Annotated in this window: 22 protein-coding genes; 7 read left to right on the top strand and 15 right to left on the bottom strand. The window is 73.4% G+C overall.

What is annotated here, in order from left to right; genetic code table 11:
• Window positions 1-157: 157 nt before the first annotated feature.
• From EV372_RS05885 to EV372_RS05870, 4 genes are all read right to left on the bottom strand, one after another.
• Window positions 158-949 carry a succinate dehydrogenase/fumarate reductase iron-sulfur subunit gene (locus tag EV372_RS05885; protein WP_130395164.1) on the bottom strand — a complete coding sequence of 264 codons (792 nt, stop codon included), beginning with the start codon at window positions 947-949 and terminating at the stop codon, window positions 158-160.
• Window positions 946-3,051 (bottom strand): fumarate reductase/succinate dehydrogenase flavoprotein subunit, encoded by a 2,106-nt coding sequence (locus EV372_RS05880; RefSeq protein WP_130395163.1) that lies wholly within the window; start codon window positions 3,049-3,051, stop codon window positions 946-948. Before EV372_RS05880 ends, EV372_RS05885 begins: the two co-directional genes overlap by 4 nt.
• A 26-nt stretch (window positions 3,052-3,077) precedes the next feature.
• Complete coding sequence (locus tag EV372_RS05875; protein ID WP_130395162.1) at window positions 3,078-3,890, bottom strand: hypothetical protein; 813 nt, start codon at window positions 3,888-3,890, stop codon at window positions 3,078-3,080.
• A 592-nt stretch (window positions 3,891-4,482) separates the two neighbouring features.
• Window positions 4,483-5,433 (bottom strand): LysR family transcriptional regulator, encoded by a 951-nt coding sequence (locus EV372_RS05870; RefSeq protein ID WP_130395161.1) that lies wholly within the window; start codon window positions 5,431-5,433, stop codon window positions 4,483-4,485.
• A 130-nt stretch (window positions 5,434-5,563) separates the two neighbouring features.
• Between EV372_RS05870 and EV372_RS05865 the strand changes: the two genes are divergently transcribed.
• Genes EV372_RS05865 through EV372_RS05855 form a run of 3 tightly spaced genes read left to right on the top strand, consistent with a single transcriptional unit; the run spans window position 5,564 to window position 8,910 of the window.
• The gene (locus EV372_RS05865) at window positions 5,564-6,220 is read left to right on the top strand and encodes a succinate dehydrogenase cytochrome b subunit (RefSeq protein WP_130398780.1); all 657 of its coding nucleotides are present in this window, start codon (window positions 5,564-5,566) and stop codon (window positions 6,218-6,220) included.
• Entirely contained in the window at window positions 6,221-8,167 is a 1,947-nt protein-coding gene (locus EV372_RS05860) for a fumarate reductase/succinate dehydrogenase flavoprotein subunit (RefSeq protein ID WP_130395160.1), read from the top strand. It abuts the gene before it with no gap.
• Window positions 8,164-8,910, top strand: a complete 747-nt coding sequence (locus EV372_RS05855) for a succinate dehydrogenase/fumarate reductase iron-sulfur subunit (protein WP_130395159.1) — start codon at window positions 8,164-8,166, stop codon at window positions 8,908-8,910. The genes EV372_RS05860 and EV372_RS05855 overlap by 4 nt, the downstream gene beginning before the upstream one ends.
• A 69-nt stretch (window positions 8,911-8,979) precedes the next feature.
• On the opposite strand, the gene EV372_RS05850 is transcribed toward EV372_RS05855, so the two are convergent.
• From EV372_RS05850 to EV372_RS05820, 7 genes are all read right to left on the bottom strand, one after another.
• Window positions 8,980-9,180 carry a CopG family transcriptional regulator gene (locus EV372_RS05850; RefSeq protein WP_130395158.1) on the bottom strand — a complete coding sequence of 67 codons (201 nt, stop codon included), beginning with the start codon at window positions 9,178-9,180 and terminating at the stop codon, window positions 8,980-8,982.
• A 262-nt stretch (window positions 9,181-9,442) separates the two neighbouring features.
• Window positions 9,443-10,408 carry a glycoside hydrolase family 113 protein gene (locus tag EV372_RS05845; protein ID WP_130395157.1) on the bottom strand — a complete coding sequence of 322 codons (966 nt, stop codon included), beginning with the start codon at window positions 10,406-10,408 and terminating at the stop codon, window positions 9,443-9,445.
• A 160-nt stretch (window positions 10,409-10,568) separates the two neighbouring features.
• On the bottom strand, window positions 10,569-11,207 hold the full coding sequence (locus EV372_RS05840; protein ID WP_130395156.1) for an N-acetyltransferase: 639 nt from the start codon (window positions 11,205-11,207) through the stop codon (window positions 10,569-10,571).
• A 161-nt stretch (window positions 11,208-11,368) separates the two neighbouring features.
• Window positions 11,369-12,004 (bottom strand): GNAT family N-acetyltransferase, encoded by a 636-nt coding sequence (locus tag EV372_RS05835; protein ID WP_130395155.1) that lies wholly within the window; start codon window positions 12,002-12,004, stop codon window positions 11,369-11,371.
• Between the two features lie 51 nt (window positions 12,005-12,055).
• Window positions 12,056-12,808 (bottom strand): TrmH family RNA methyltransferase, encoded by a 753-nt coding sequence (locus tag EV372_RS05830; protein WP_130395154.1) that lies wholly within the window; start codon window positions 12,806-12,808, stop codon window positions 12,056-12,058.
• A 36-nt stretch (window positions 12,809-12,844) separates the two neighbouring features.
• Window positions 12,845-13,234: a hypothetical protein gene (locus EV372_RS05825; protein WP_130395153.1), complete on the bottom strand. Its 390-nt coding sequence runs from the start codon at window positions 13,232-13,234 to the stop codon at window positions 12,845-12,847.
• Window positions 13,235-13,283: 49 nt separating this feature from the next.
• Window positions 13,284-13,667 (bottom strand): DUF3054 domain-containing protein, encoded by a 384-nt coding sequence (locus EV372_RS05820; protein ID WP_130395152.1) that lies wholly within the window; start codon window positions 13,665-13,667, stop codon window positions 13,284-13,286.
• A gap of 336 nt (window positions 13,668-14,003) precedes the next feature.
• On the opposite strand from EV372_RS05820, the gene EV372_RS05815 reads away from it, so the two are divergent.
• Both EV372_RS05815 and EV372_RS05810 read left to right on the top strand, forming a co-directional pair.
• Complete coding sequence (locus tag EV372_RS05815) at window positions 14,004-15,845, top strand: serine/threonine-protein kinase (RefSeq protein ID WP_130398779.1); 1,842 nt, start codon at window positions 14,004-14,006, stop codon at window positions 15,843-15,845.
• A 46-nt stretch (window positions 15,846-15,891) separates the two neighbouring features.
• Window positions 15,892-17,790: a serine/threonine-protein kinase gene (locus tag EV372_RS05810; RefSeq protein WP_130395151.1), complete on the top strand. Its 1,899-nt coding sequence runs from the start codon at window positions 15,892-15,894 to the stop codon at window positions 17,788-17,790.
• A gap of 114 nt (window positions 17,791-17,904) precedes the next feature.
• On the opposite strand, the gene EV372_RS05805 is transcribed toward EV372_RS05810, so the two are convergent.
• On the bottom strand, window positions 17,905-20,103 hold the full coding sequence (locus EV372_RS05805) for a S9 family peptidase (RefSeq protein ID WP_130395150.1): 2,199 nt from the start codon (window positions 20,101-20,103) through the stop codon (window positions 17,905-17,907).
• Between the two features lie 115 nt (window positions 20,104-20,218).
• On the opposite strand from EV372_RS05805, the gene mshB reads away from it, so the two are divergent.
• Together mshB and EV372_RS05795 are read left to right on the top strand one after the other, a co-directional pair.
• Window positions 20,219-21,085 (top strand): N-acetyl-1-D-myo-inositol-2-amino-2-deoxy-alpha-D-glucopyranoside deacetylase, encoded by an 867-nt coding sequence (gene mshB, locus EV372_RS05800; protein ID WP_197044365.1) that lies wholly within the window; start codon window positions 20,219-20,221, stop codon window positions 21,083-21,085.
• A 37-nt stretch (window positions 21,086-21,122) separates the two neighbouring features.
• Window positions 21,123-21,671, top strand: coding sequence for a hypothetical protein (locus EV372_RS05795; protein WP_130395149.1), 549 nt, complete (start codon window positions 21,123-21,125; stop codon window positions 21,669-21,671).
• A 69-nt stretch (window positions 21,672-21,740) separates the two neighbouring features.
• Here the strand turns inward: EV372_RS05795 and EV372_RS05790 are convergent, their stop codons facing one another.
• The 3 genes from EV372_RS05790 to EV372_RS05780 form a co-directional block, all read right to left on the bottom strand.
• On the bottom strand, window positions 21,741-22,820 hold the full coding sequence (locus EV372_RS05790) for a site-2 protease family protein (protein ID WP_130395148.1): 1,080 nt from the start codon (window positions 22,818-22,820) through the stop codon (window positions 21,741-21,743).
• Between the two features lie 125 nt (window positions 22,821-22,945).
• Window positions 22,946-24,307 (bottom strand): hypothetical protein, encoded by a 1,362-nt coding sequence (locus EV372_RS05785; RefSeq protein WP_130395147.1) that lies wholly within the window; start codon window positions 24,305-24,307, stop codon window positions 22,946-22,948.
• Window positions 24,308-24,542: 235 nt separating this feature from the next.
• A complete protein-coding gene (locus tag EV372_RS05780) occupies window positions 24,543-24,800 on the bottom strand; it encodes a putative acetyltransferase (RefSeq protein WP_081461760.1) in 258 nt (85 codons plus the stop codon).
• Window positions 24,801-24,928 lie beyond the last annotated feature (128 nt).

The following is a 24,928-nucleotide window of genomic DNA, read 5'->3' as shown; positions in this document are numbered from 1 at the left end:
AAACGGCCAGGGGATGCGGCGGGGCCGGTTCGGGTTCGCGCCCTGTCCGCCGACCCGGACGGGGCGTACAGCGGAGCGCCCCGTCCGCCCACCCGTTCGCCGACCCGGGAACGCACCCCCGGGTCGGCGGACGGGACCGGCCTCAGACCAGGTCAGATCAGGTCAGGTCCGAGTACCGACCGACGTTGGGCACCGGCGGGGTGTCCTTGGGCCGCACGCCGATCTTGGACCCCAGCCACACCAGCGGGTCGTACTTGCGGTCCACCACCCGCTCCTTGAGCGGGATCAGCGCGTTGTCGGTGATGCGGATGTTCTCCGGGCATACCTCAGTGCAGCACTTGGTGATGTTGCAGTACCCCAGCCCGAACTCCTCCTGGGCGATGAGCCTGCGGTCGGCGGTGTCCTCGGGGTGCATCTCCAGCTCCGCCACCCGCATGAGGTAGCGCGGCCCCGAGAAGTGCTCCTTGTTCTCCTCGTGGTCGCGGATCACGTGGCAGGTGTTGTTGCACAGGAAGCACTCGATGCACTTGCGGAACTCCTGCTGGCGTTCCACGTCCTCCTGGCTCATCCGGAAGTCACCCGGAGCCTTGGCCGGATCCGGGGTGAACGAGGGGATCTCCCGCGCCTTCTGGTAGTTGTACGACACGTCGCACACCAGGTCCCGGACCACCGGGAAGGCGCGCATCGGCGTCACCGTCACCACCTCGTCGTCCTCGAACACGCTCATCCGCGTCATGCACGACAGCCGGGGACGGCCGTTGATCTCCACCGAGCACGAACCGCACTTGCCCGCCTTGCAGTTCCACCGCACCGCCAGGTCCGGGGTCTGCGTGGCCTGGAGGCGGTGCAGCACGTCGAGCACCACCTCGCCCTCGTTGACCTCGACCCGGTACTCGGCGAGCCCGCCCTCGCCCGAACCCCGCCACACCCGGAACACACGCTCGCTCATGACTGGCCCTCCTCGGCCGCGCCGTCCGCCGCCCCCGCCGCGCCCGCCGCGGGCAGCTCCTCCTCCGTCAGGTACTTGGCCAGCTCGTCGCGTTCGAAGAGGGCGAGCAGCCCGGCCGGGATGTCGGCGAGCGCGAGCCGCGACAGCGACACCCGGTCGGAGCGGTCGGCCCGCACCGCCAGGTTCACCCGCCGCCACCCGGCCGACATGCCGGGGAAGTCCTCGCGGGTGTGCCCGCCGCGCGACTCCGTGCGCTCCAGGGCGGCCGCGGCCACCGCGCGCGAGACCAGGACCATGTTGGGCAGGGCCAGCGCCAGGTGCCAGCCCGGGTTGTAGACCCGGTCGCCCGGCGCGCTGACCGTGCGCGACCGCTCCGCCAGCTCCTCCAGCCGCTCCAGGGCCCGCTCCATCTCCGGGCCCCTGCGGATGATGCCCACCAGGTCGTTCATGGTCTCCTGGAGTTCGGCGTGCAGCGTGTACGGGTTCTCGCCGCCGCCCGGTTCGAGGAAGTGCAGCGCGTACGAGGACGCCTCCTCCGCCGCCCGGTCCAGGAGACCGGCCGGTGCGGGCCGGTCGCCGAGCCCGTCCACGTAGGCCGCCGCGCCCAGCCCGGCCCGGCGCCCGAACACCAGCAGGTCCGACAGGGAGTTGCCGCCCAGCCGGTTGGAGCCGTGCATGCCGCCCGCCACCTCACCGGCCGCGAACAGCCCGGGCACGTCGGAGGCGGCGGTGTCGGCGTCCACCCGTACCCCGCCCATCACGTAGTGGCAGGTGGGGCCCACCTCCATGGGCTCGGCGGTGATGTCCACGTCCGCCAGCTCCTTGAACTGGTGGTGCATGGACGGCAGCCGCTTGACGATCTCCTCGGCGGGCAGGCGCGTGGACACGTCCAGGAACACGCCGCCGTGCGGCGAGCCCCGCCCCTCCTTGACCTCGGTGTTGATCGCCCGCGCGACCTCGTCGCGGGGCAGCAGCTCCGGCGGCCTGCGGTGCTTGGCGGGGTCGTCGTACCAGCCGTCGGCCTCCTCCTCGCTCTCGGCGTACTGGGAGCGGAACACGTCCGGCACGTAGTCGAACATGAACCGCCTGCCCTCGGAGTTGCGCAGCACGCCGCCGTCCCCGCGCACCGACTCGGTGACGAGGATGCCCTTCACCGACGGCGGCCAGACCATCCCGGTGGGGTGGAACTGGACGAACTCCATGTTGATCAGGGAGGCCCCGGCCCGCAGCGCCAGCGCGTGGCCGTCGCCGGTGTACTCCCAGGAGTTGGAGGTGGTGCGGAAGGCCTTGCCGATGCCGCCGGTGGCCAGGACCACCGAGGGCGCCTCGAACAGGACGAACCCGCCGTCCACCCGGCGGTAGCCGAACGCGCCGACGATCCGGCCCGGCGTCCTTCCGTCCCCGGCCGGGTCCACGCCCGCGTCCCCGCCCGCGCCCGGGGCCACGGCGGTGGCCCCGCCCGCGCCGCCCTCCGCCCACGCGGCCGCGTCCACTGCCGTCGCACCGGTACCGGTACCGGTACCGGCACCGGTGCCGGGTGCGTCGTCCTCGGTGATGAGCCGGGTGATCGCGGTCTCGGCGAACACGCGGATGCGCGCCTCGGGGTCGCCCAGCTCCGCGGCGTCCTGCTGCTGGAGCGCGACGACCCGCTGCTGGAGGGTGCGGATCATCTCCAGGCCGGTGCGGTCGCCCACGTGCGCCAGCCTCGGGTACTCGTGGCCGCCGAAGTTGCGCTGGCTGATCTTTCCCTCGGCCGTGCGGTCGAAGAGCGCGCCCCAGTACTCCAGTTCGAGGATGCGCTCGGGCGCCTCGCGGGCGTGCAGTTCGGCCATGCGCGGATCGTTGAGGAACTTGCCGCCTCGGACGGTGTCGCGAAAGTGCACGCGCCACCCGTCGTCGGGGTTGGCGTTGCCCAGGGCGGCCGCCGCGCCGCCCTCGGCCATCACGGTGTGGGCCTTGCCGAACAGCGACTTGGAGATGACCGCGGTGCGCTTGCCCTGCTCGCGGGCGGCGATCGCGGCCCGCAGCCCGGCTCCGCCCGCCCCGATCACCACGACGTCGTAGGCGTACCGGGTGATCCCGGGTTCTGCTGTGGGGGGCATCTGGTCGTGCCTTCCTTCCCCTTGGCTCAGTTGAGGATGCGCAGGTCGTTGATGGCGCCGCTGGCGATCAGGGCGATGTAGGCGTCCGTGAGGATCAGGGTCGCGATGCTCAGCCAGCCGAAGTACATGTGCCGGTGGTTGAGCACGGACAGGCGGCCCCACATCCAGTAGCGGACGGGGTGCCTGCCGAAGCTGCGCAGCCGTCCGCCGAAGATGTGGCGGCACGAGTGGCAGCTGAGCGTGTAGCCCCACAGCATGAGCACGTTGAGGAGCATGATCAGGTTGCCCAACCCGACGCCGAAGCCGCCCTCGGTGCCGTGGAAGAAGGCGATCAGCATGTCCCACGTGTTGATGAGCGTGATGACGAAGGCCGCGTAGAAGAAGTAGCGGTGGCCGTTCTGGACCAGCATCAGCGGGCGGGTCTCGCCGGTGTAGGCGCCGTGGGGCTCGCGCACGGCGCACGCCGGGGGCGAGAACCAGAACGAGCGGTAGTAGGCCTTGCGGTAGTAGTAGCAGGTCAGCCGGAACAGCAGCAGGATCGGCAGGCTGACCAGGGCGTAGGGGATGAGCGGCGGGAACTCCACCGGCAGGCGTCCGAACAGGGCCGCGTCGGGCGCGCACTGCTGCGCGATGCACGGCGAGTAGAACGGGGTCAGGTAGTGGTGTTCCTGGACCCAGTAGTGGTCCTGCTGGAACACCCGCAGGGTCGCGTAGACGACGAAGGTGGCCAGCCCCAGCGCGGTGAGGAGGGGGCCGAGCCACCAGTTGTCGGTGCGCAGGGTTCGTTGGGGGATGCGTGCCCGGCCGCCCCCGGGGCCTGCGTTCTCGGTCGCTGTCACCGTTGTCTTGCACCTCCTGTGGGAAGGTCCCGGTCGGGCGGGGCGCGGTACCCGCCTGCTTCGGCCGCGACCGCCGCGCCGGACGGCCGCGGGGAGGAGCCGTGGCGAACCGTCCCGCAACGCAACGTTAGGACGTTGTGATCACGGTCACGTCCCAGAGGGCAGGAGGCGTCGGGGAAAGCTATGTGAAATGCGCCACTTCTGAGGGCTTGTTTGGTGTGTTTTGCCAGGTTGAGGAGCCATAAATCCCTTATGGCGATCCCGTTGTTTCAGGGGCACCGGTGGCGTGTGGTAAAGGAGTTGGCCGCCGGAATCCGGCAGCGGTCGCCCCGGGGCGGGGCGCTCCAGCAGGCGCGCGGAGGGCGCGGGTGCGGGAGCGGGGGCGGTTGTGCAGTGTCCGCCGCCGGGTGCCGGGTGCCGGGTGCCGGGTGCCGGGTTCGGACCGGCCGGAAGCGTCGCTGGTGTGACGCCAGTGGCCCCGGCCCGTGGCGAAGGGGCGCGGTCACCCTCCTGGGCGAGCTTCTGGGCGAGGCCTCCGGGGAGGGGTCCGACGGGGCAGGACGACTCGTCCTCCGGGGAGGGGCCCGGCGGGTCAGTCCGCCTCGTCCCCGCGCGAGAGCAGGACCTCCAGGTCCGGGCCCAGGTCCTGCGGCGACATGCCCAGCAGGTAGCCGTTGAGGTGGCGGCGGAACGCCTCCGCCGAGTGCGAGGGCTCCACGTCCCGGCGCCGCGCCAGCGCCACCGTCCGCAGCAGGCGCGGCCGGGCCAGCGGGGTTCCGCGCAGGCTCTGCCGGTTGCGCAGCACCATGCTCGGCACCACCGCCAGCCCCATGCCCGCCTCCACGAACCGCAGCACGGCGTCCATCTCCCCGCCCTCCACGGCCAGCTCGGGCTCGAACCCGGACGCCCGGCACGCGCGCAGCGTCGCCTCGCGCACGTCGTAGCCGCGCCGGAACATCACCAGCGGGCGGCCCCGCAGCTCGGTGATGCGGATCGAGGCCCGCCCGTTGGGGGAGGGGCCCGACATCGGACTCGCCACCACCAGGTTCTCCCGCAGGATCGGCGTCGTGGAGAAGTCGGGGTCGCTGCTGTGCAGCGGCAAGATGATCAGCGCCAGGTCCAGCTCGCCCCGCCCCAGGTCGCGGATGAGGTCGCGCGAGCCGCTCTCCTCCACCTGGAGTTCGATGCCGGGGAAGCGGGTATGGAAGTCCGCGAGCACGTCGGCCAGCAGCCCCGCGCACAGCGACGGGGTCGCGCCGAGCCGCACGCGGCCCCGGCGCACCCCGGCCAGTTCGGCGACCTCGCGCCGGGCCGTCTCCAGGTCGGCGAGCATGCGCTGGGCGAGCGGAAGCAGCGCCTCGCCGGCCGGTGTGAGTGTGATGTTTCCCCGGGCACGACTGAATAACGGCGCGCCCAGCTCCTGTTCGAGGCTGCGGATCTGCTTGCTCAGACTGGGCTGCGCGACGCGCGAAAGCTCTGCTGCGCGGGTGAAATGGCGTGTGCGGGCCACCGCGACGAAGTAGGCCAGCTGCTGGAACTGCATGTTCCATAGCCTACGTCTATCGACTCCAGCGTCCTGATGACTTGGACGCCGACTTAACCAGAACTTACAGTGACAGGCTGTGGCGAACAGTACCTTGACCAAGAAGCGGTCTACGGCCTACGGGTCCACGGTGGCGCTCAAGGCAGCGATGGCGATCACCGGGGCGATCCTCGTGCTGTATTTGATCGCGCACATGTACGGCAACCTGAAAGTGTTCTCGGGCCAGGAGGCCTTCGACGGCTACGCCCACAGCCTCCGGGAGCTGGGCTACCCGCTGCTGCCCGAGAGCGGATTCCTGTGGATCTTCCGCATCGTCCTGCTGGCGAGCGTCCTGATCCACATCTACGCGGCGGTGACGCTGTGGGCCCGCGCCCGCAGAGCGCGTCCGGCGGCCCAGCGCTACCAGGTGAAGAAGAGGGTGGCCCGCAGCTACGCCTCCTACACCATGCGCTACGGCGGCATCCTGGTCGCGCTGTTCGTGGTCTTCCACATCCTGCACCTGACCACGAACACCATCGCCCCCGGCGGCGCGTCCGACAGCCCCTACGAGCGGCTCGTGAACGGGTTCCAGCCCGAGTTCTGGTACGTGACCCTGTTCTACATCCTGTCCGTGATCGCCGTGGGCCTGCACCTGCGGCACGGCATCTGGAGCGCCCTGGCCACCCTCGGCGCCAACCAGGCCAGCCGTCAGGGCAAGCTCAACGCGGTCGCCGTGGGTCTGTCGCTGATCGTGACGGTCGGCTTCCTGCTCCCGCCTCTGGCGGTCACCTTTGGACTGGTGGGTTAATTGTCTGACAACGACTTCTACCGCGTCGGCGAGCCGATCCGGGACGAGAAGGCCCCCGAGGGCCCGATCAACGAGCGCTGGGACAAGCGGCGCTTCTCGGCCAAGCTGGTCAACCCCGCGAACCGGCGCAAGCTCTCGGTGATCATGGTGGGCACCGGCCTGGCCGGCGCCTCCGCGGCCGCGACCCTGGGCGAGGCGGGCTACAAGGTCACCTCGTTCTGCTACCAGGACAGCCCGCGCCGCGCGCACTCCATCGCGGCCCAGGGCGGCATCAACGCCGCCAAGAACTACCGCAACGACGGCGACAGCATCTACCGGCTGTTCTACGACACCGTCAAGGGCGGCGACTTCCGCTCCCGCGAGTCGAACGTCTACCGCCTGGCCCAGACCAGCGTCGAGATCATCGACCAGTGCGTCGCCCAGGGCGTGCCCTTCGCCCGCGAGTACGGCGGCCTGCTCGACAACCGCTCCTTCGGCGGCGTGCAGGTCTCGCGTACGTTCTACGCGCGCGGCCAGACGGGTCAGCAGCTGCTCATCGGCGCCTACCAGGCCCTGGAGCGCCAGATCGCGGCGGGCAGCGTCAAGATGCACACCCGCCACGAGATGCTGGAAGTCATCGTCGTGGACGGCCGCGCGCGCGGCGTCATCGTCCGCGACATGGTCACCGGTGAGATCGAAACGCACTTCGCCGACGCCGTGGTGCTGGCCACCGGCGGCTACGGCAACGTGTTCTTCCTGTCGACCAACGCGATGGGCTCGAACGTCACCGCGACCTGGCGCGCGCACCGCAAGGGCGCGCTCTTCGCCAACCCGTGCTACACGCAGATCCACCCGACCTGCATCCCGGTCAGCGGCGACTACCAGTCCAAGCTGACCCTGATGAGCGAGTCGCTGCGCAACGACGGCCGCATCTGGGTGCCCAAGGCGCACGGGGACACCCGTGACCCGCGCCAGATCCCGGAGGAGGAGCGCGACTACTACCTGGAGCGCATCTACCCGGCCTTCGGCAACCTGGTGCCGCGCGACATCGCCTCCCGCGCCGCCAAGAACGTCTGCGACGAGGGCCGCGGCGTGGGCCCCGGCGGTCTGGGCGTCTACCTGGACTTCGCCGACGCCATCGCGCGCATGGGGCAGGACGCCGTCGAGGCCAAGTACGGCAACCTGTTCGACATGTACCAGCGCATCACCGGCGAGAACCCGTACGAGGTTCCGATGCGCATCTACCCGGCCGTGCACTACACCATGGGCGGACTGTGGGTCGACTACGACCTCCAGAGCTCCATCCCGGGCCTGTTCGTAACCGGTGAGGCCAACTTCTCCGACCACGGCGCCAACCGCCTGGGCGCGAGCGCGCTGATGCAGGGGCTGGCGGACGGCTACTTCGTCCTGCCCAACACCATCAACGACTACCTGTCGTCGGGCCCGTTCGAGGCCCTCGACGAGTCGCACCCCGAGGCCGTGGCGGCCAAGGAGCAGGTGACCTCCCGCATCGACAAGCTGCTCTCCGTCCAGGGCTCCCGCACCGTCGACTCCTTCCACAAGGAGCTCGGCCACATCATGTGGGAGTACTGCGGCATGGAGCGCAGCGAGGAGGGCCTGACCAAGGCCATCGAGCTCATCCGGGCGCTGCGCGCCGAGTTCTGGCGCGATGTCAAGGTGCTGGGGACCAACGAGGAGTTCAACCAGGCCCTGGAGAAGGCCAACCGCGTGGCCGACTTCCTGGAGCTGGGCGAGCTCATGTGCATCGACGCCCTGCACCGCCGCGAGTCCTGCGGCGGCCACTTCCGCGCCGAGAGCCAGACCGAGGACGGCGAGGCGCTGCGTCACGACGACGAGTTCGCCTACGTGGCCGCCTGGGCGTTCGGCGGCGATGACAGCAAGCCCGTGCTCCACAAGGAAGCCCTGGAGTACGAGTACGTCGAGATGAAGCAGCGGAGCTACAAGTGAACATCACCCTGCGCGTATGGCGTCAGAAGGGGCCGGGCGACGAGGGTCGGCTGGCCACGTACAAGCTCACCGACGTCTCCCCGGACATGTCGTTCCTGGAGATGCTCGACGTCCTCAACGAGAAGCTCACGCTGGAGAACGAGGACCCGGTCGCCTTCGACCACGACTGCCGTGAGGGCATCTGCGGTGCCTGCGGTGTCGTGATCGACGGTGAGGCGCACGGCCCCGAGCGCACCACGACCTGCCAGCTGCACATGCGCAGCTTCAACGACGGCGACACCATCACGGTGGAGCCGTGGCGGGCCAAGGCGTTCCCGGTCGTCAGGGACCTGGTCGTGGACCGCGGCGCGTTCGACCGCATCATCCAGGCGGGCGGCTACATCAGCGCCCCGACGGGTACCGCGCCCGACGCCCACGCCAACCCGATCCCGAAGCCGGACGCGGACCGCGCGTTCGACGCCGCGACCTGCATCGGCTGCGGCGCGTGCGTGGCGGCCTGCCCGAACGCCTCCAGCATGCTGTTCACCGCCGCGAAGGTCACGCACCTGGGCATGCTCCCGCAGGGACAGCCCGAGCGGGCCTCGCGCGTGGTGAAGATGATCAACCAGCAGGACGAGGAGGACTTCGGCGGCTGCACCAACATCGGTGAGTGCGCCGCGGTCTGCCCGAAGGGCATCCCGCTGGACACGATCTCGCAGCTCAACCGCGACCTGCTGGGCTCGCTCAGCAAGGGCGTCGGCTGACCGCCGACCCCTGTCGCACCGCACGGGCCGTGCTCCTTCGGGGGCGCGGCCCGTCGCCGTTCGCGGAGGTCACTCCGCCGGGCGGTGGGGCGGTTGGGCGTCCTGCTCCACCGCCTCCCGGGACTGCTTCGGGATCCTGTGTGTCTGGCGGCTCGCGACGAAGTCCTCGACGGCGGTGACCACCGCGGCCTCGACGCTGACGCCGTCCTGCTCCGCGACCTCCCTGATCAGGGCGTGGAGGCCGTCGTGCAGGTGCAGATGCATGTCCATGGCACGAAGGTAGCGGCTGCCGGGTCCGGGCGTGGGGAAAACGCGGAGACCGACGCCTCCGGGCGCGGCCGACAGCGTGAGGGCCGCCGTTTCCCGGGGTCACTCAGCGGGCGGCATGAGTTCTCTGAGCCGGTCGGCGATCTCGGGGACGTCCGCCAGGTGTCCACGCTCCGGACGTCCTCCCAGGAGAACCCGACGTCACCTGCGGGTCGCGCCGGGCCTCGGGAGCACCGTGGCTCGCCACGGGACGGCGGCCGCCGCCTCAGGTGCGATAGCGCCGCGCGACCGTGTGGAAGGCCTCCTTGGGCTCCCAGGACGACGGGTCGTCCCCGGCCGTGCGCACCACGCCGAACCCGGCCGCGTCCAGGTCGTACACGGGGTCCTCGCTGTGCGGGAAGCCCGGCATGGCGAACGTGAACACGAACGCGCCGTGCACCCCCCGCTCCCGGTACAGCCCCAGCAGCGCGTCCAGGTATCCGGCCTGCACGGCCTCGTTGCGCGCGGTGCCCCGGCGCAGGCGCGGCGGGTCGGCGAACCAGTTCACCGCGAGGAAGGACGCGGCCCCCCGCAGGTCGGCCCCGTCGTGGGCGCCGCAGCCGAACTCGGTGATCACCAGGGGCTTGCCGCAGCCGTCCCGGAGGGCGTCCAGACGCCGTTCGTAGGCGTCGGCGTCGGTCCCGGCCCGGTACAGGTTCACCCCGGCCAGGTCGAAGCCCGACCAGTCCACCTCCTCCCAGGCCCCGGCCCCGTAGGTCACCGGCCCCCCGAAGTGCTCGCGGGCCACGTCCAGGGCCGCGGAGAGCAGCGAGGCGAGCCTGCGCCGCATCCTCCGCTCGAAGGGGCGGCGCAGCCACGGGCGGGTGATGAACTGGAGCCGGGCGAACTCACCCGCCCCGGGAAGCAGGCCGGGGGAGGTCAGCGAGAACTCGGTGCCGACCATGAGGGTCACGCGCTCCGGGTGCTCCAGGCGCAGTTCCTCGGCCATGCGGGCGGTGGCGGCCAGGTGCTCCAGCCGCTCCGCGACCGGCGGGTTCTCCGGCTGCGGGCGCACCCACACGTCCAGGCCCGCCTCCAGGGCGGCGCGGGCGGCGGCCCGCTGCCGTCCGGTGTCGGCGCCGATCAGCATCACCGAGGTGCAGTGCAGGTCCTCGCGGATGACGCGCATGTCGCGCGCCGCCGCGTCCTCGGACACGCCGTCGGTGTGGTGGGAGATTCCTCGGATGTCCACGCGCCCATCCTGTCAGGGGGTGCGGTGGATCAGAAGGCCCCGATCCGTCCGGGTTGCGTCCCGGGGCCGCCCACGGCCCGCCCCCGGCCGGTTCCGAAGGCGCCAGGGCTCCGCGGGCGCCGGAACGCCCGGGGCGGCGGAGCCGCCGGACGGGCGGGCCTCAGGAGGCGGCGGGGCGCAGCATGCAGTAGGTCGAGGGGGCCGCCGGGGGGTGGACCGCCCGCACCACCCGGAAGTCGTAGTCCTCGTAGTAGCCGATGTTCGCCGGGTCCGCCGTCTCCAGGTAGACCGGCACGCCGTCCGCGTCGGCCCGGGCCAGGCCCTCGCGCAGCAGCCGCGCCCCCGTGTCGGTCCCGTCCGCCGCGGGGTCGGCGCCCAGCACGCACAGGTACCAGTGCGGCCCCTCCGGCACGGACGCCCTGACCTCGCCGTTGTACCAGGTCAGCTCCGGCAGCCGGGACAGCCCCACCAGGCTGAACCAGTGCGGCAGCGACCGCAGCGGGACCGCGGCCCCCTCCCGACCCGCGTCGGGCGGGGTCCACAGGGCCGCGCCCCGCACCACCGGGACGCGCGCGGGGCCCTCCGGGGACTCCGCCACGGTGGCGTGGCCGCCGGGGACGTGCCCGAACCCGGCCAGCAGCGCGCACGCGCGGAAGTTCTGCGCCATGCGCAGGTCGTCGTCCGGGAAGAGCCATCGGAAGAGCGGGTCGTGGTAGAGGGCGCGGCCCAGAACCCGGGCCACGGCGGGCACGTCGTTCATGGTCGCGGTGCGGACCGGCTGTACCGCTGTGAGGGTCACGGGCGCTGCCTCTTCCCTGGGGCCGGGGTCCCCCTGTGCCTGGGGCTCCGATCACCGCTCATGGTAGGGCGCGCGACCGTCGCGGGTGGGGCGTTTTCCCGGGAAAGGACGGCTCCCCGGGAGGGACGGCCCCCGGGAGGGGGCAGCGGGTCCGCGGGGCCTCAGGAGGGTTCGCGCAGCAGGAAGTAGTTGGTTCCCGCCTCGGGGCTCTGCGCCTCCCGGACCAGCCGGAACCCGAACCGCTCGTAGAAGCCGACGGTCTTGGGGTTGAGCGTCTGGGTGAACACCGGCAGCCCCTCGGAGTCGGCGCGGTCCAGACCCGAGGTGAGCAGCCCGCCGCCGACGCCGGTGCCGGCGACGGCCGGGTCCACACCCAGCGCCGCCAGGTACAGGTGGGGCTCCTGGGGTGCGGCCAGCTTCCACTCGGCGAACACGCGCACGAACGCGGCCAGCCGGGTGCGGCCGATCAGGGGGCCCCAGTGCGGCCAGGTGCGCAGTGACACCAGCTGACCCTCGGGGTTGGCGGTGGGCGGAGCCCACAGCGCCGCGCCGCGCACCACCGGCGCGTCCTCGCCGCCGTCCCTGGTCTCGGCGACCCGTGTGCCGCCCGAGGGGACGTAGCCGAAGCCCGCGGTCAGGGCGAAGAAGCGGCGGGTCCGGGCCATCCGCATCTCGTCGTCGGGGAACAGCCACCGGAAGAGCGGGTCCTCCTGCGCTGACCTGGCCAGAACGCGCGCGACACCGGCGACGTCGTCGATCGTGGCGGTACGGGAGGCTGCTGTGACGGTTGGACTCATCCCGAAATCTCTCTGATAGGGGCCTTTCGACCATGGTAGATCACGGAACCATCACGACAGCGCCGTGGTGGGGGTCGGGGCGTCCGCGGGGAAGGCGGCCGGGACCGGCTGGTCGAACACGTGGGCCCGCACCCAGGCGTGCATGGCGATCGCGGCCGCGGCCCCGGCGTTGATCGACCGGGTCGAACCGAACTGGGAGATCGACAGCACCGCCCGGCACACCCGCCGGACCTCCTCGGAGAGCCCCGGGCCCTCCTGCCCGAACACCAGCACGGCGTTCCTGGGCAGCGGGTAGGTCTCCAGCGGCACCGAACCCGGCAGGTTGTCCACGCCGAGCAGCGCCAGGCCGCGCTCCTCGGCCCACGCCACCAGCGCCTCGGTGTCGGGGTGGTGGTGGACGTGCTGGTAGCGGTCGGTCACCATCGCGCCGCGCTTGTTCCAGCGGCGGCGGCCCACGATGTGCACGGCCGCGCACCCGAACGCGTTGGCGGTGCGCACGACCGAGCCGATGTTGAAGTCGTGCGTCCAGTTCTCCACGGCGACGTGGAAGGGGTGGCGCACGGTGTCGAGGTCGGCCACGATCGCCTCGCGCCGCCAGTACCGGTAGCGGTCCACGACGTTGCGGCGGTCGCCGCCCGCCAGCAGCTCGGGATCGTAGTGGTCGCCCTCGGGCCAGGGGCCCTCCCACGGGCCCACGCCCACCTCGCGCGCCTCGTCCTCGCCGGCTCCGTCCGCGGGCTCGCGGGAGGCGGGACCGCGGACGGCGCCGGAGGGAGGGAACTGGGGTGCGGGGTGCTCGTTCATCCGTTCCAGCTTACGAACGCTCCGCGGTGCGACCTCTTACAGGTGGATGTCCCCGTGGAAGTCGCGGCCCTGGAACACGCGCGCCTGGCCGCTGACGTCCCCCTGGATGCTGTTGTGCACGGCCCCGTCGCCCTCCTGGACGAACTCGCGGCGCAGTTCCCCCATCAGCGCGCGCACGGCGGGGTCCTCGCCCTCCGCCCGCTCCAGGCGCTCGGCGACGGCGGCCAGCGCCTCGGGGTCCTCCGGCTCCAGGAGGGCGTCGTCCAGGACCTGCTGGGATTCGGGGTCGGAGCGAAAGCGCGCGAAGACCGCCTTGCGCAGGGACTTGAAGGCGGCGACGGTGCCTTCGGTCGCCGCCTCGGTGATCTTGCCGACCGCGCCGGTGACGACGGCGGCGGCGATGGCGAGGGTGACGGGATCGGCCACGGGGGCTCCTTCGTGAGGGAGGTTGCGTTCCGCGACCCAGTCTTCCGCCTCAGGCGCGGCGCTGTCTCCTCCTCGCGATGAGAAGCGCCACCCCGCGCCAGCCGAGCATGGTCGCGGCGAGGAACAGGGAGGTGACGATGACGAAGCTGGTCGGGGCGCCCTCCCCGAGGAACACGCGCACCGCCATCCCCCCGACCACGGTCACGGCCCACACGAACACGCCCGTCGGCCAGATCCGGACAGGGGCGGTCCAGGCGCGGGTGACCGCCCAGCCCAGGACGGTCCCGGCGGCGAAGGGCCACGCGGTCCAGGCGATCTCGGCCAGGGCCGTGCCGGTCCCGTGGTCGGTCCTGCCGATCACGACGAAGGCCAGCACGCAGACCAGGTCGGCCAGCAGCGCGGCGAGGGCGCGCGGAGCGGTGGAGGAACGCATACGGCCAGGCTATGCCCGGGCCGCGGGGACGGCCGGGCGGGGCGGGCGCGGCGTCGCGACGTGTCGGCGGAGCACGTCGCGGGCCGGTGCGGGGTGTGGGGCGCGGGCGGTGCGCCGTGTCGGTGGAGCGCGGGCTCCGGTCCCGGTCGGTCCGGCGGCGGTCGAGGATCCGGTGGATCGGGTGGAGCGGACGAGAACCACGACCGTCGCGGCCGTGTCCTAGGTTGGTGATCGCCTGCCGCTCCGGTCTCCGGCGCCGTTCGTGCCCCCGCGGTCCCACCCGAACCCCCGACAACAGAAGGTCGTCCACGCCACATGAGCGCTGCCCCCTCGCCCATGCACCCCGGTTCCGCGCCGCCTCCCCTGCCTCCCGGCGTGCTACCGCTCGCCTCCGACGAGCCCCGGCGCATCGGCCCCTTCCGGGTGGTGGGCCGGATCGGTTCGGGCGGCATGGGCGTGGTCTACGCGGCGCTGGACGACGCCGACCGGCGGGTGGCGGTCAAGTGCGTGCACCGGGTCTACGCGGGCGACGGTGAGTTCCGGGAGCGCTTCGCCCGGGAGGTCGCCCTGGTACGCCGGGTGCGCGCGGCCTGCCTGCCCGGCTTCCTGGGCGCCGACACCCGTGCCGAGGTCCCCTGGCTGGCCACCGAGTACGTCCCCGGACCGACCCTGGACGCCCGTGTGCGGGCCCGCGGACCGCTCACCGGAGCGGCCCTCACCGCGTTCGCGCTGGGCGTGGCCGAGGCCCTGACCGCGATCCACGGCGCGGGCGTGGTGCACCGCGACCTCAAGCCCGGCAACGTGATCCTGTCCCCGGCCGGTCCGAGGGTGCTGGACTTCGGTATCGCGCGGACGGTCGACGGCACCGCGCTCACCCGGACCGGCGGACTGGTCGGCACGCCGGGCTGGACCTCCCCGGAGCAGTACGCGGGCGGTGAGGCCACCGACCGCTCCGACATGTTCGCCTGGGGCGGGCTGACGGCCTTCGCCGCCACCGGGCGCAACCCGTTCGGCGCGGGCGGCACCGACACCCTGGTGCCGCGCGTGCTGTCGGAGCCGCCTGACCTGGAGGGCCTTCCCGGGGCCCTGCGCGCGCTGGTGGAGCGGGCCCTGGACAAGGACCCCGCGCGGCGGCCGGACGCTGCCGCCGCGCTGCGGGAGACGGCCGCGCTGCTGCGCGCCGCCCCGGACGGGGCGGGCCCCTCCGCGGCGGGGGCCCCGGCGGGCGTTCCCGCGGCCGACGTTCCTCCGGCGGGCGCTCCCGGGGGCGCTGCCACCGGCCCCGGTACGGACACCGGCGCGGACCTTCCCCGGCTCGTGGCCCGGGCCTGGACCGGCGCCGTCGCCCCCGACGACGGACGGACCGACCTCTGGCGCTTCCACGCCCCGCCCCGGCGCTCCTGGGCGCGCCGCAACCAGCGGCCCCTGGCGGTCGGCGCGGCCGGACTCGCGCTCGCCGTGCTGGCCGGGACGGGGCTGACCGCCCTCTCCGGGGCGGGGGAGGAGGGGCCCGCGGCGCCGGGCGGCGGCACCCCCGCCTCGGACACCGGCGACGGCGCGGGACGGGGCGGCGCGGGGGAGGACGTCCCCGCCGAGTACCGGGACCTGTACGCCACCGGGACCGTGGCCGTGGAGCCCGTCCCCGGCGACAGCGCCCGACTGGTCCGCACGCTCGAACCCGCGGGAGGGGAGGGCGAGGCGCTGGACCAGCTGCGGCTGACCCTCACCCGCGGCGAGCGCTTCACGAACTCGATCACCGTCACGGCCACCGCCGAGTACCTCCCCGACTTCGGCCGCCTGAGCGTCCACAACGACGACTTCGCCTGGGTGGGGCAGATCACCCCCGAGCAGGACCACCTCGACTTCTCCCGGCCCGGCAGCCGGGGCGTGCTCGCCGAACTCGACCCGGACGACCCCGTGGCCGAGTTCACCGTGACGATCGTCGGCGCCGTCACCATCGGCGTCTTCTACTACCTGCCCGCCGACGCCCTGGACGAGGAGCAGCGGATCGCCCCCGGCTACCCCGGCGGCTTCTGCCACGTGGCACCGAACCCGGGCGGCGAGCAGACCTTCCCCGGCTTCACCGACTCGCCGGGACTCGCCCCGCACGACGCCACCCCTGTGGACGGCGTCCCCGTCAACAGCTGCGTGTACCAGGAGTCCGACCCGTTCTCCTGAGCCGCGCCCACCGCCTTCGACCCCCGACCCCCAGGAAGGGCCCACGTTGACCACAGCGACCACTCCCGCCTTCGACCGGAAGCGCCTTCCCCCCGGCGTGGAACCGCCCACCGGGGCCGACCCCGAGCGCATCGGCGGCTACAGCGTGGTCGGCCGCGTCGGGGCGGGCGGCATGGGGGCCGTCTACGCGGGCCTGGACGCGGGCGGCGGCTGCGCCGCGGTCAAGGTCGTCCACGCCCACTTCGCCGCCGACCCCGACTTCAGGGCCCGGTTCGCCCGCGAGGTGGAGATGGTCAGGCGGGTGCGCGCGGCCTGCGCGCCCGCGTTCCTGGACGCCGACACGCGGGCGGACACGCCGTGGCTGGCCACCGAGTACGTGCCCGGACTGACCCTGCGCCAGCACGTGCGGCGGCACGGGCCGCTCTCCGGGGGCGTCCTGCTGGCCCTGGCCGTCGGCCTCGCCGAGGCGCTCACCGCCATCCACGCGGCGGGCGTGGTGCACCGCGACCTCAAACCCGGCAACGTCATCCTGGCCCCGAGCGGCCCGAAGGTGCTCGACTTCGGGATCGCCCGCGCGGTGGAGGGCACCGCGCTCACCCGCACCGGCGGCCTGTTCGGCACCCCGGGATGGGTGGCGCCGGAGCAGTACGAGGGGCGGGCCGCCAGCGACCGCTCCGACATGTTCGCCTGGGCGGGCCTGGTCGCCTTCGCCGCCACCGGCCGCGACCCCTTCGGCCGGGAGTCCGCCGAGGTGGTCTCCCACCGGGTCCGCAACGGCGAGCCGGACCTGGACGGGGTGCCGCCCGAACTCCTGGACCCGGTGCGGCGGGCGTTCGACAAGGACCCCGGGCGCAGGCCCACGGCGGCCGAGGTGGTCGCCGGGCTCACCTCCGGCTGGAACGCCACCCGGGTCCAGCCGCTCCAGGGCGACCCGGTCACCGAGGTCGTCCCCGGCCTGCTCGCCACCGAGTGGCGGGGCGTGGAGGCGCCCGCGCCCCGCCGGGTGCGCCGCTCCGGCCGGCCGCTGCTCGCCGCCGCCGCGGCCGTCCTGGTCGCCGCGCTGGTCGGAACCTGGCTGGTCGTGCGCCCCCAGGACGGTCAGGAGACCGCCGACGGGGGAACCGCCGACGGGGGGACCGCGGCCGGGGGCGACGCGGGCACCGGCGAGGGCGCGGCGGACGGCGGGGAACCCGCCGTGCTGACCGATCCCGAGGACACCGAAGCGGTGGTGGACGAGGCCGTCGGGCTGGCCCTCGGCGCGTCGAGCTTCGCGGCCTACTCCACGTCGAGGGACGCCGAGACGGGGATGGGGTACCCCGTCAACCACTCCTACACCGAGGACCCCGAACCCAGGTACCTCCAGGTCAGCTACCAAGGACCGGCCACCTACCGCACCCTGGAGATCGGCGAGGGGCCCGACGACGTCCTGGCCCGCACGGACTCCAACCTGGTCGGGGTGGTCGAGGGGAGCTACTACCGTCCCGCGCCGGAGGAACTGGAGGACGAACCCCGGGCGGCCTGGACGTCCACCGTGGAGTCGCTCCGGGTCGTCCTCGGCGAGGGGAGCCAGGTCAGTTACCAGGGGGAGTCGGCGCCCCCCGTCACCGACTACCCCGAGGACATGGCCGAGGGCATGGACCTGGCCGGGCGCGTGGGACACCACTACACCGGCAGCTACCCCGCGGAGCCCGACGAGCGCGTCGAGGGCCGGACCGGGGACCGGGAGGTCACCTTCGACCTGTGGATCGGCGACGACGGTTACCCGCAGCACTTCCAGGCCTACGACTCCTGGGAGGGCGAGGGGATCCACGGCACCCACATGGACGGTGAGTCCACGATCATCGGCTTCTTCCAGTTCAACGGCCCCGTGGAGATCGAGGTCCCCGATGAGTCGGAGATCGCCGCCAGCCGCGAGGAGGCGGCCCCGCAGACCGGGACCGGCTGAGCGCCGCGCGCGGGCGTCCGCGAGGGCCCCGGGGCCGCCCTTGAGGACGGCCGGGCCGCCTGGACCCGGACCCGGTGCCGCGCCCTCGCGCGCGGCACCGGGTCGGGACGGGCGCTACCCCTCGCCGCGCAGGTTCTCCTTGAGGAACTCCACCTGGAGCAGCATCAGGTTCTCCGCGACCGTCGGGTCCGAGGGCGAGTGCGTCACCCCCGACAGCGGCAGCACCGTGTGCGGGCGCCCCGCCGCCATCAGCGCCGACGACATCCGCTGCGTGTGCGCGAAGGCCACGTTGTCGTCCGCCAGGCCGTGGATCATCATCAGCGGGCGCTCCAGCTTGGCCGCCTCCGCCAGCAGCGAGCTGCGCCCGTAGGCCTCCGGTTCGCCCCCGGGCGTGCCCAGGTAGCGCTCGGTGTAGTGGGTGTCGTACAGCTCCCAGTCGATGACCGGCGCGCCCGCCACCGCCGCGTGGAACACGTCCGGGCGGCGCAGCACCGCCAGTGCCGCCAGGTACCCGCCGAACGACCAGCCGTGGATGCCCACCCGCGACACGTCCAGGAAGTCGAACCGCTCCGCCGCGTCCTCCAGCGCCGCCACCTGGTCCTCCAGGACCGGCGCGGCCAGGTCGAGGTGGACGCTCTGCTCCCACTCCACCCCGAGGCCCGGCGTGCCCCGGCCGTCCGCGATCAGCACCGCGAACCCCTGTTCGGCGTACCACTGGGCGGTCAGGTACGCCCCGCGCGCGTTGAGCACCCGCTGGGCGTGCGGGCCGCCGTAGGGCGCCATCAGCACCGGCAGCGGGCGCAGCCCCTCCCGGTACCAGGACGGCAGCACCAGGGCGCTCGGAATACGGCGCTCACCGGCGCGCCAGAACTCCACGCGCGGCTCCGGCAGGTCCGGGGCCTCGGCCAGGCTCTCGATCTCCGAGCAGGACCGGCGCGTCTCGGTACCGGCGCCGCGCAGCACCACCGTGTGCGCGCCCGGGAAGTCCATCGACCGGTGCTGCACCACGAGCGTGTCGCCGCGCAGCCGCCCCGAGCGCAGGCCGCTGTGCGCGCCCGAGTCCGCGGACCTGCTGCACCCGTGCCCGGGCACCTCCACCGGCGCGGCCAGGCCCGTGCCCAGTTCGACCAGCCACAGCGACACGTCCCCGGGGCTTCCGGCGGGCGACCCCGAGTACAGGACCCGGTCGCCGTCCACGTCCACCACGCCGCGCACGTACACGTCCGGGGGGCTGACCGGGGCGTCGCCGACGTAGACCCGGCGCTCGCCCCCGGCCTCGCGGCCGATCCACACCAGGTCGCCCGCGCCGGTGAAGGCGGGCACGCCCGGCATCAGCTCGACCCACACGCCGTCGGACTCGGTGCGCGACTCCACCACCAGGCCGGTCGCGGGATCGGCGCTGAACAGGGTCAGCGTGCGCTGGTCTCGGCTCTGCGCGGTGAACACCACGGTCGGCGTGCCGTCCGGCCCGGTCGTCCAGCCGACCGTGGCCAGGTAGGGCAGGGCCTCGCGGTCCCACTCGACCCAGACCGGTTCGGGCCGCCCTTCCCCGCGCGGGCCGACCCGGAACACGGCCAGGCGCACGTCGGCGTTGGCGCCGCCCGCGGGCGGGTAGCGCAGGGCCGTCGGCTCCTGGGCGGGGTTGCCGGGGTCGGAGACGTACCAGGTGTTCACCCCGGACTCGTCCACGCGCGCGACGGCGAGCGCGGAGCCGTCCGGCGCCCACCAGAAGCCCCGGTAGCGCCCCATCTCCTCGGCGGCCACCAGCTCGGCCAGGCCCCACGTGACGTCGGGGCCGTCCGGTTCGACCACCGGGCGGTCGCCGTGGTCCGGTTCGGCGGCGGCGATGTCCAGGACGCGCACCGCGCCGCCGCTGACGTAGGCGACCCGGTCACCCGCCGGGCTGATGCGCGGATCCACGACGGGGGTGGCGGCGGGCAGCTCGCGCGGAGCGGTGTCGTCGCCGACCAGGTCGACGTAGAACAGCCGTCCGGACAGGGTGAACACCGCGCGGGTGAACGCCTCGTCCACCGAGTACGACACGATCCCGCCGCCGCTCTCGCGCAGCCGCTCGCGGCGGGCCCGCTCCTCGGGCGGAAGGTTCTCGTCGTCGGCGCCCAGGGAGCGGGGGTCGGCGACCACCGTGTCCGTTCCCGCCCCTTCCGTGTCGTGCACCCACAGGCAGGTGGCCTTGTCCACCCCGTCGCGCCCCCGGAGGAAGGCGACGCGCCGTCCGTCCGGTGAGATCTGGAACGCGCGGGGGACACCGATCGAGAAGCGCTGCGTGCGGGCCTGTTGGCGAGGAAAGCTCATAGGCCGATTGTGTCCCATGCCGCACCCGCACGGGGAGCCGGACGGCGGCCCGGCGCCCCCGTGGAGCGTGCGACGCGGGAGGTGGCGCGCGGATGCGACCGGTATCGTTCGCTACGTGACTGACAGGCGACTGATGATGGTGCACGCGCACCCCGACGACGAGAGCATCGTCACCGGAGCCACCCTGGCCAAGTACGCGGCCGAGGGGGCCGGTGTGACCCTGGTGACCTGCACACTGGGGGAGGAGGGCGAGGTCATCCCCGACGAGCTCGCGCACCTGACCTCCGACCGCGAGGGCACCCTCGGCGAGCACCGGATCGGCGAACTGGACAAGGCCTGTCTGGCGCTCGGCGTGCGCGACCACCGTTTCCTGGGCGGCCCCGGCCGCTACCGGGACTCGGGGATGATGGGCGCGCCGACCAACGAGCACCCCCGGGCGTTCTGGGGCGCGGACGTGGAGGAGGCCGCCACGCTCCTGGCGCAGGTCATCCGCGAGGTCCGCCCGCACGTGCTGGTCAGCTACGACGAGCACGGCGGCTACGGGCACCCCGACCACATCCAGGCGCACAGGGTCGCGCGCCGGGCCTTCCTCCGGGCGGGGGAGCGGGCCATGCCCGGCACGCCCTGGCAGGTCCGCAAGCTCTACGCGATCGCCCAGCCGGTCTCGCGCATCGAGGAGTCCATCGCGCGGCTGAGTGAGGAGTCCGGCTCCTTCACCCCGCCCGCCCGGGTGTCCGACATCGCCCGGGGCACCCCCGAGACGGCGGTGACCACCCGCGTGGACGCCACCGACCACTGGGCGGCCAAGGCGCTCGCGATGCGCGCCCACGCCACGCAGATCACGGTGGAGGGCGAGCGCTTCGCCCTGTCCAACGGCATCGCGCAGGAGATCGACGCCGTGGAGTACTTCACCCTGCTGGCGGGGCAGACGCCGCGCATCCGGCACGGGGAGTACGAGACCGACCTGTTCGCGGGGCTGTGACCGCGACCGGTGGGAGCGAGCGTCTACCCTCGTCGCTGTGACCACCACACCTGAGACCGCCGCGCCCGCCGAGGGCGAGACCTCCGCCGGGTTCCTGTCGCCGGTGCTGACCGGGACGACCCTCGTGGTCCTGCTGCTGCTCGGCGCCGTGGCGAGCACGCTCGCCACCACCGGCGCGGGCTGGCTGACCCTCTACTGGGGCGAGGGAGCGACGGTCCAGGCCGTGAGCGCGGTCGGACTGCTGGCCTTCCTGGCGCTGCTGTACGCCGCGTGCCGCCTGTGCGCGTGGGGCAGCCGCCGCACCTCCGGGGCGGCGGCCTTCGCGCTCGGCTACCTGGCCGCGCTGATCGGCGTGATCGGCTACATGCCCGGCGGCGACATCGTGCTCACGAACCACATCATGCACAACGCGTACCTCTTCGGGGTGATGCTCGCGCTGGTGTTCGCCGTGATCCGCAGCTGGTCGTTCTCCCCGCCGCCCGGCTCTCCGGGGACCGGGGCGCCCGGAGCCGACGCGCCGCCCGCCGCCGGGGGCTACCGGCGGGCGCGGCCCTCCGCGAAGGCGCGTCCCTGGCGCGAGGGCTAGGGACGCGGCCGCCAAAGGCGGAGGCCCGTGAGGCGTGCGCCTCACGGGCCTCCGTGGCCCCGGTTCCGGTCAGGCCCAGAACTGGAGGAGCAGCTCGCCGTAGAAGGCGATGCCGCGGAACACCGGGTTGGGCAGCACCAGGTCGAACAGGCCGTACACCGCGTTCACCAGCAGGTCGTTCAGGCCCGGGAACCACAGGACCGCGAACACGGCCACCGAGCCGAACAGCGCGTTGGCGCGGGCCGCGGTGACCCACTTTCCGCGCGTCCAGGCGGCCAGCACCTCGAAGCCGTCCAAGCCGGGAACGGGCAGCAGGTTGATCAGTGCGGCCGTCAGGTTCGCGAAGCACAGGAAGGCCATCGCCGAGATCGCCCAGTTGGTGGTGTCGTTGCCCGGGGGCACCAGGACGGACACGGTGGCCGCGAACGCGGCGGCCACCAGGAGGCTGGCCAGCGGTCCGGCGAGCGCCACCAGGACGCGGCGGCCCCGGGACGGGATGCGGTCCCAGTCCACGTAGGCGGGCGGACCGGTCATGCCGAAGGCGCCCAGGCCCAGGTAAACCGAGGGCAGGACCAGCCCGGCGAACGCATGCCGGTAGGCGAACGGGTTGAGCCGCAGGTAGGCGCTGCCGCGCAGGGAGCGGTCACCGGCCAGGTAGGCGGCGAGCGCGTGCGCGAACTCGTGCACGGCCAGGGAGACGATCCAGCAGAGCAGGATGAACAGCGGCGGGACCAACGGGGTGACGCTGGTGCCCTCGGCGGCCCACTCCAGCTCCGCGGCGGTCCACGACAGCCAGCCCGCGAACCCCGCCAGGCCCAGCAGCAGCACGAACACCGGGCTGGGCAGGAAGTCCGCCCAGCTCCCGGGGCGCGCGGCGTCGGGGCCGCCCTGGGAGGCGGCGTCCGGGTCGGCGTCCCCGGAGGCGTCCGGACGCGCGGACGGGGGCCCCGCGTCCTTCGTCCCCGCGGCGCCCCGAGGTCGGACGCCGGTCCCGGAGTCCCCGGCCCCGCCGGGGCCCCCGGTGTCCTCCCCCAGGTCCGGCCGGTTGAGGGCGTCCTCGGGCATCTGCTCCCACGGGTCGGCGACTGCCCCGCCGGCCTCGGGCACGTCGGTCGTCTCCGCCTTGCGCGGCGGCTCGGGCGCGGGCATGGTGCTCCTGCTGGTCTCGGATGGTTCGCGCTCCAGGTTAGGCCCTGGTCCGCACCCCTTCGCAGCGGGTGGCCGATGAGGGCCGCGCCAGGAGACGGCTCGCCGGTCAGGCCACGGCCCGCCGGTCAGACCACGGCCCGGGGCGCCACCGCCGACTGGTGCAGGCAGGCGATCGCGAACGCCCGCCCCGGCGCGGTCAGCTCCCGGCGCCCGGCGCCGTCGTCGTCGGTGAGCAGGCCCAGGGTCTCCAGCAGCCAGCTCACCGCCATCACCAGCGCGCGCACCTGGTCCGAGGCGGCCTCCGCGGTGCGCCGGTGCGACGCGGCGTGCCTGCCCGAGGGCGCCGGGGGCTCCACCGGCACCCATCCCGACTCGGTCAGCGCCCTCTCGGCCGCCTCCACGTCCGACTCGCCGCGGCGCGCGTGCGAACCGCTGCCCTGCGGGGTGCGCGCCAGCAGCATGCCCAGCAGGGTCTCCGCCGCGGCCTGGTCCAGGCCCCCGGTGCGGCACAGGGTCTCGGTGGCCGCCTGCCACAGCGCCTCGGGGTCCTCCCGCAGCTGGCGCCCGCGCCGCGTCAGGACCAGGCGGCGGCCCGACCGGCGCACCGCGCGCATCCCCCGCAGCGCCTGGTGCAGGGCGATGAGCTGGGTGGCGTCGGTCTCGCTGCGCGGCGGCTCGGGGGTGGTCCGCCACCCGAAGTCCTCGCACATCTGGCGCACCACGCTCGGCGAGATGTAGCCGATCTGGGTGAGCGCGATCCCCTCCGAGGCCAGGTCCAGCAGCCGCTGGAGCGGCGCCATCGCGGCCTCGGCCCCGCGCGGCACGTCGGCGCCCGCGATGATCTGGCCCACCAGCGGCCACAGGCGCTGGCGGTGCGGGTGCGCGGACGAGCTCAACCAGGCCCGCACCCGCTCCTCGCGGATCCGGTCCAGGTGGCTCAGGCCCCGGTTGTCCGGCTGCGTGAGGAACGACCGGGCGAACCGCTCCTGGGCGGGCCGCCACCCGCGCTTGCCGGGGCGCACGTCGCCCAGGGTGATCGCCAGCTCCAGCGCCGACGCGGTCTCGTCGCGGGCCAGGATCTCGGCGTCGCCGACCGCCGTCCCCCAGGTCAGCTCGGGCAGGTCCGGCGGCTCCACGCCCGACTCCCACATGAGCCGCTCGTACATCGCCAGGCCCGCGGCGTGGTCGCCCTCGTAGACGGTGAGCAGGGCCGCGGTCTCCGGCGCCGAGCAGATCTGCGCGTACCGGTGCAGCTGGAGGAGGGCGAAGAGGTTGCCCAGGGCGCGGACCGCGAACAGCCGGTCCTCGGCGCGGTCGTGGAAGCGGACCGGTAGCTCGAACCAGCAGAACCGCTGGACGGCGTGCTGGTTGAGCCTCTCGATCTCCTGCTCCGGAGCCAGCGTGTCCAGGGCCGACCGGGCCATGTCGGCCGCCCGCTCGTCCCGGCGTGCCAGCTCGGCGAGGGCGGACGCTACTGCTTCGCGCATGACGGGCGCTCACCACCTCCCCGCGTACCGGCGCCCGTTCCGCGTGGATGTGCCGCCGGGGGGCGCGATGCTTCGTTGTCGGTTCCTTGGCGGACTGGCTGGGCCCGCTGCGGAACTGTGCGTTTTCTACCCCGCAGGGCCCGAAGAATGCCACTGTCCAGGCGCGACCTGCGCGCCCGGCGACGTCCGCCGGGCGGACGCCGCCTCACTCCGTGGAACCCGGAACGCACGGGGTTCAGGGCGTTCGCGGCGGGTTCCCGCCGCGGCGGCGAGGGGGTACGGGGGGAACGACCCGGCTCGCCGCGATCGTCGGCTCGGCGACCTCCACCGCGGAGCCGTCACGGCGGCGCACGGTGAGGACACCGTCGTCCCAGGACTCCACGACACCGACGATATCGGTGAACCCGCCCTCGGGGAGGCGTATTCGTACGGAGACGCGCCGACCGATGTCGGCGGGAGAGATCCTGTGGACCAGACGTCCTCCCATGTGCAAGGAAATGCCCCCCGATTGTGCGCTGGGTGTTCTCCGCCGTCATACTAGGAGTACGACATCTGTGCCAATTGCTTGCAGAGCCCGGGAACAGGGGCTAGGGCGCCCGCACGCCGGTCCCGGCCCGGAGT

This window comes from Nocardiopsis sp. CNZ308, assembly GCF_004217075.1.
Note: the sequence above shows the minus strand (reverse complement) of the source record. Positions and strands in the feature narration are given on the sequence as shown.

Excerpts from the sequence above, each read along its gene's own strand:
- EV372_RS05885 (WP_130395164.1), bottom strand. The coding sequence starts at position 949 with ATGAGCGAGCGTGTGTTCCGGGTGTGGCGGGGTTCGGGCGAGGGCGGG.
- EV372_RS05880 (WP_130395163.1), bottom strand. The coding sequence starts at position 3,051 with ATGCCCCCCACAGCAGAACCCGGGATCACCCGGTACGCCTACGACGTC.
- EV372_RS05870 (WP_130395161.1), bottom strand. The coding sequence starts at position 5,433 with ATGCAGTTCCAGCAGCTGGCCTACTTCGTCGCGGTGGCCCGCACACGC.
- EV372_RS05850 (WP_130395158.1), bottom strand. The coding sequence starts at position 9,180 with ATGGACATGCATCTGCACCTGCACGACGGCCTCCACGCCCTGATCAGG.
- EV372_RS05835 (WP_130395155.1), bottom strand. The coding sequence starts at position 12,004 with ATGAGTCCAACCGTCACAGCAGCCTCCCGTACCGCCACGATCGACGAC.
- EV372_RS05830 (WP_130395154.1), bottom strand. The coding sequence starts at position 12,808 with ATGAACGAGCACCCCGCACCCCAGTTCCCTCCCTCCGGCGCCGTCCGC.
- EV372_RS05820 (WP_130395152.1), bottom strand. The coding sequence starts at position 13,667 with ATGCGTTCCTCCACCGCTCCGCGCGCCCTCGCCGCGCTGCTGGCCGAC.
- EV372_RS05815 (WP_130398779.1), top strand. The coding sequence starts at position 14,004 with ATGCACCCCGGTTCCGCGCCGCCTCCCCTGCCTCCCGGCGTGCTACCG.
- EV372_RS05805 (WP_130395150.1), bottom strand. The coding sequence starts at position 20,103 with ATGAGCTTTCCTCGCCAACAGGCCCGCACGCAGCGCTTCTCGATCGGT.
- EV372_RS05790 (WP_130395148.1), bottom strand. The coding sequence starts at position 22,820 with ATGCCCGCGCCCGAGCCGCCGCGCAAGGCGGAGACGACCGACGTGCCC.
- EV372_RS05785 (WP_130395147.1), bottom strand. The coding sequence starts at position 24,307 with ATGCGCGAAGCAGTAGCGTCCGCCCTCGCCGAGCTGGCACGCCGGGAC.